The sequence below is a fragment of the Corallococcus praedator genome (assembly GCF_003612125.1).
GTDB lineage: Bacteria > Myxococcota > Myxococcia > Myxococcales > Myxococcaceae > Corallococcus > Corallococcus praedator.
Map to the genome: position 1 here is coordinate 1 of NZ_RAWI01000541.1, position 5,188 is coordinate 5,188.

The following is a 5,188-nucleotide window of genomic DNA, read 5'->3' on the forward strand; positions in this document are numbered from 1 at the left end:
GCATGCTCCAGCTTCCGCCTGTCCTCTGCTGTCAGCCCCAGTTCGGCGGGGCTCCTTGCCGGTCGCATGGTCCAGAAAATGCGCATGCGACCGGCATTTGTCTCGGAACTTCCGGCGACCTACTTAGCCGGACTTCGCCGTCCAGCATGCCCCGCGTTCCACCCGACGAACGGTGGGACCCCTTCACTTAGTGAAGTGCGGTGGGGCCATCCACGGCGCGTGACAGTTCACGCCACTTCAGCATGGAGCGGCGGAAGTGCTCCTCCGGTGGCTCTTCGATGCCGAAGGTGTGGAGCAGCATGGGGCCCTCGTAGCCGGCGCGGCGCAAGGGGAGCAGGTAGCGGGTCCCCACGTCGAGGTCGCCCCGGTCGAGCGGCTGGATGACTTCGGACCAGCCGGGAGCGTGCGGATCGAACTCGCGTGCGGCGCCGTGGATGCTCACCAGGGCGAGCTGGGGCGCGGCCGCCGCGATGACCTCCTCCAGCCGGTCCCGGTTCCCCGCCCGGAGCTCGTGACAGAGATGGAGCGACGTCTTCAACCGGGGACGGTCGACCGCGGCGAGCAGGGCCAGCGACTCCTCGACGTTCTCGATGGCCTCGCCGTCATGGGGGTACAGGACGACGTCCACTCCGCGCGCGGTGGCCAGGTCCACCACGTCGCGGACCGAGGCGACCATGGCCGCCTTGGCGTCCGGAGGGCCGCTCAGGATGAGCCAGAGCGCCGTCCGCCGTGGCGCGAGCGCCGCCAGCATCCCGTCCAGCGCCTCCCGGTCCCAGGCCGTGTTGAAGGGCAGGACGAAGAGGACGGCGGGAAGGCGGACCCGTCCCGCCACCACCGCGGGCTGGGTGGCGTAGGTGTCGAAGGCCTCACGGCCCGGCCAGAACAGCGTCACCCCGGCGTAGCCGAGCGAATCAAGCAGCTCCACCTGCGCGGCGACCGGCCGCGACTCCAGCGTGAAGTTGAACGCACCGAGCGGAGCGTCGGATGACTCAGGACGCCGTGGCTCGCTGCATCCCAAGGCAGCCATGAGCAGCACGGGCGCGAGCCATTTCGGCCACGGGCCCCCGTTGGAATCGACGCGACGAGGATGACGAGAACACATGGGTGGCCTGGGGATTCAGACGAGCGCGCTTCCTGTTTCACGCAAGACCTTGAACAGCTTGTCCCGCTTCAGGTGCCCCCGGGCGAAGGCCTTCGGCACGAAGACCTGCTTGAGCGATGCATCCGAAGCGTCGAAGTCACCCGAGGCGAAGTGGTGTCTTGCCTTCACCTTCGCCCGCACGTCGTGGTCGTCGGCGATGACCGCCTCTGCCTTCATCACGCCGCCGACCCGGACCGAGGCGTCGTTGCCGTGACCCCAGACCACCTGGGCCTCCAGGTCCTGGCCAACAATCACCTCTCCATCCGAGTCCACGCCGGTGGCGCGCAGCGAGCCACCCACCACGAGCAGTCCTTCGGGGCCCGCGTTGCGAAGGACGCCTTCCACCGTGAGGTTGCCGGTCACGAGCAACGGCCCGTCCACGTGCACGTCGCCCTTCACCACCAGGTTGCCTCGCACGAAGCGCGGAAGCTTGGAGAGGCGAGGCGTCTTCGCTTCGCTGGGGAGTGCGTCCCGCGCGAGCTCCACCAGGGCCATGGCCGTCCAGGGAGGCACGCCCTGGACCGCTGCCGCGAGTGCGTCCCAGGACGTGGCGCCTTCCAGCGTGAGCCGCTTCAGGACCTGTTCGACTGCGGCCACGTCCTTGTCCTCGTAGTACCAGGCCTTGAGCACCGCCTTGCGCCGGGAGGCCAGTGCCTCCTGCAGCGGCTGCACGTCCACCGCGCCCGCCTTGCCCGACGGCGCCTTGGCGCCCATGAGTTGGGCGAGGTGCGGGTTGCCGTGCTCCAGCGCCTCCTTCACGGGCGTCTGGCCCGCTGTGTTCTTTCGAGTCACATCCGCTCCAGCCTGGAGCAGGACCTCGATGACGGGTCCCCGTTCCTTGATGCGTGCATGTTGGTGCAGGGGCGTCCAGCCCTTGCCCGCGTTGGGGTTGGCCCCCGCTTCGATGAGCGCCCGCGCCACGTCGGCCTGCCGCGCGTCGAAGAGCGCCGTGCGCCCCGATGCGTCGAGCGCGTCCACGGGAACGCCGCCCCCGGCCAGCAGGGCGATGCATGCCTCGCTGCCGTGTTCAGCCGCTGCATGCAGGGGCGTGGCCTTCCGCGCGTCGACGGCTTCCGGAGAGACACCCAGGCGAAGCAGCTCCTTCACCAGCGCCGGGTCCTCCACGCTCGCGGCCAGGTGGAGGGCTCCGCGTTTGTGTTTGTCCCGGGCCTCCAGGTCGGCTCCCAGCGCGACCAGGGCCAGCACCCGGCCGGTCCGGCTGTTGCCCTCGAAGCCAGGGCCGAAGAATGGCTCCGCGTCGAGCCCCGCCGCGAGCAGGAATCCGTTGTCCAGGGACCGGGCCTTCCGCGCCGGGGGGCGTGGCAGGGGCTTCTGCTTCCGGAGCCAGGCGTGGAAGCCTTCGTCGGAGAAGGCGCCCTCCAGGCCCTGGAATGCGAGCGGGTCATCGTCGCTCTCGACGCCGTGGGCGCGCATGCCGGGAGACTCTTCCACCAGGGCGAGCAGCTTCCGGTAGCCCTGCTCTGGCGGGCCCTGCCGCAGCGCGCGCCAGGCGGCGAGCCCGCGACGCGCGCGCGCATGGTCCACGAGCTCACGCAGGGCTTCGGCCTCTGCCAGCGCGGCCTCCGCCTGCTTGAGTTCGGCCGCCGTCGGATTGCGCCGCACCAGGTCCTCGGCGCATTGGCTCAGGGCCAGTGCGCGTGCCTTCTGGGCGGTCGACAGTTTTCCGCCGGGTTTCGTGCCCCGGGTCAACTCAAGGACGCGGTCGCGAACCCTCCAGTGCTCGGCCCTCACCTCGCGTTCCCAGCGGTGGGGCTCCGCGCGCCGCGTGGGGTCCCACGCCCAGTTGAGCGAGTGCAGCGCCAGCAGGTGCTCCGGATCCGTCGCCACCACCTCGCGCAGCAGGGGGATGGCCTCGTCCAACTGGGGTGGCATCTCATCCAACAACCCGTCCGCCTTCTTCATCAACGCGGAGACATCGGGCTTCCTGGTCATGGGAGGGCGCGCCATGGCGGGCACCTTGCCAAGAAGGCGGGGCCGGCGCGCGCGAAATGCGCACGGCCTCGCGACAAGGCCTCGGACGCCAACACCGCGGGCCTGACACGCCGCATGGCTTGTGCAGAACATGCCATCCCCCGTGCAGCAGCCGAGCAGGCGCGCGGCCTCGACCGAGGTCTCGGCCAGAACCGCGTTGCTGGGGGCAGTCGAGACGAGCAAGGTCTCTTCATTCACCGCGGAAGACGGGGACAGCCATTCCCACCACGAAAGCGAAACTCAGGGCGACTCCGGAAACGAGCTTGCGCAGCATCTGGGGCTCCTTGGGTCGAGAGGCATCTGGAAGAGTGCTTTCAGTGTATCTCCAATCCAAGACGCCGCAGTGAATGAAGTCGTTCAATTCCGGTGGGCGACGGAAGTGGTTGGGTAGCGAGGCGACCGCGCCCTTCGCGTCTGGCTACCGCGAAGGGCGCTGGTGTTGCCCGTCTGGAATAGGACGTCGGGACGGCCGTACGGGAATGCTGTCGAATCAGAAGCGGGTGAGGAAGGCGTCGTAGCCGCCGGCGCTGGTATTGCCGCCGAGGCTCCCGAAGGTCTGTCCGACGACAAAGGTTTGCCGGAGGCGTCCACGGCCACGCCGTAGGCGATGTCCTGGCCCGGTGTGCCCAGGGTGCGGGTGCCCAGCGCGTCGTAGCGGGGAAGATGGGTAGAGAAAGACACGGAAGCAAGGGTGAGTGACCCGGATGTGAGTTGTCACAGACCCGGATTTGAATGATGCACTGTGGCAACTTCAGCTCAGCTCCCGCTGCGACAATCGTGTCTCAAGAGTTTGGAAACCGACCTGGCGCGTCGGCCGCTGAATCCATTGCAAGGACGTGGTGCATCCCTTTGCTTCCCCTGGAGTCCTCTCCAGGAATTTCGCCAAGGATTTAAAATCATTCAATCCGTGAACTTATCGACACGATCTCCGGAGGATGTCTCCCGGCCCGCAGCCGAGGAGAGAGACATCGATGCCGCGAACGACCATCAAGAACCTGATCATCTTTGGCGATAGCATGTCGGACATCGGGACCAAGGCGGACTCCGGCATGGGCGCGTTCGCGAACTTCTTCGGGCTGATGCAAGTCAACGAACAAGGGCGGTTCAGCGACAGGAAGAACTGGACGGATTTCTTCTGGGAGTGGGCGGGCGGGACATCGCTGTTCCGGCCCGGAGTGGTCCGATTCAATGACCCGGACGCGCCCCCACGGCGACCGCCGCTCCCTCCCACGAGCCCGCTGATCGAGACCCGCGCGGCAACCCTGGTTCACCGGACGCTCACCGTGGACTCAAACCAGGACTCGGGCTCCGGGCGCACCCATCCTGGCGATTCGAGCTCAGGTCATGGGCGGGCTTTCACGTATGTGAATTATGCCGAGGGCGGCGCGATGGGCGCATCGGATCACTCCAAGATCGGCTTGGGCACGTTTCAACAACAGTATGAGCGTTTTCGCACCCAGGCTCATGCGCTCCCGCTGGAGGGGGACACGATGTTCATCATCTGGTTCGGCCTGAATGACCTGGTGACGAACAATCGCGACCCGGATACCATGCACAAGGTTGTTGAGGAGATGTTCAAGATCATCGGCAACCTCAATGCCATCGTGGGCGCTCGCGCTCATTTCATGCTCATCAACTTGCCGGATCCAGCGGATGCCGTCCGTTACGCGGCATTGCGCAGAGACAGCGACCAGATGGTGCGATTCACCAAGGGGGCCACCCATTTCAACGCGGAGCTCGCGAAAACTGCCAATGATTCCTGGTATTTGAACGTTCGCGTGGTGGACATGTTCGCGGTCCTCAAAGCGGTCACGCACTCCGCCGAGGCGCTGGCGCGAAACGGACTGGTTCGCGGGGCACAAGCCGCTCTTCCCCCCATGGAATATCCACACATCGGCCCGCTCCCGGTCTATGCCCCGCGGCCCGCTGCGCCCGCGGCGGCCTTCAGGATCCCCCCTCCGCCTCCTCCAGCGCGGACTCGAGTCCGCGCGCCTCGGCCCGCCGCGCTCCATACGCCTCACCCGCCGGCCGGTCCTCCTCCGGCCAGCCCTCCTC

Annotated in this window: 3 protein-coding genes; 1 reads left to right on the forward strand and 2 read right to left on the reverse strand. The window is 67.3% G+C overall.

The window, feature by feature from the left end:
* Nucleotides 1-187 precede the first annotated feature (187 nt).
* Entirely contained in the window at nucleotides 188-1,027 is an 840-nt protein-coding gene (locus tag D7Y13_RS38250; protein WP_158620506.1) for a sugar phosphate isomerase/epimerase family protein, read from the reverse strand.
* A gap of 90 nt (nucleotides 1,028-1,117) precedes the next feature.
* Nucleotides 1,118-3,094: an ankyrin repeat domain-containing protein gene (locus D7Y13_RS38255; protein WP_233596011.1), complete on the reverse strand. Its 1,977-nt coding sequence runs from the start codon at nucleotides 3,092-3,094 to the stop codon at nucleotides 1,118-1,120.
* Between the two features lie 1,010 nt (nucleotides 3,095-4,104).
* Here D7Y13_RS38255 and D7Y13_RS38260 point away from each other — a divergent pair.
* Nucleotides 4,105-5,188, forward strand: a 1,084-nt coding sequence (locus D7Y13_RS38260) for an SGNH/GDSL hydrolase family protein (RefSeq protein WP_500683192.1), incomplete at its 3' end; no start/stop codon positions are given.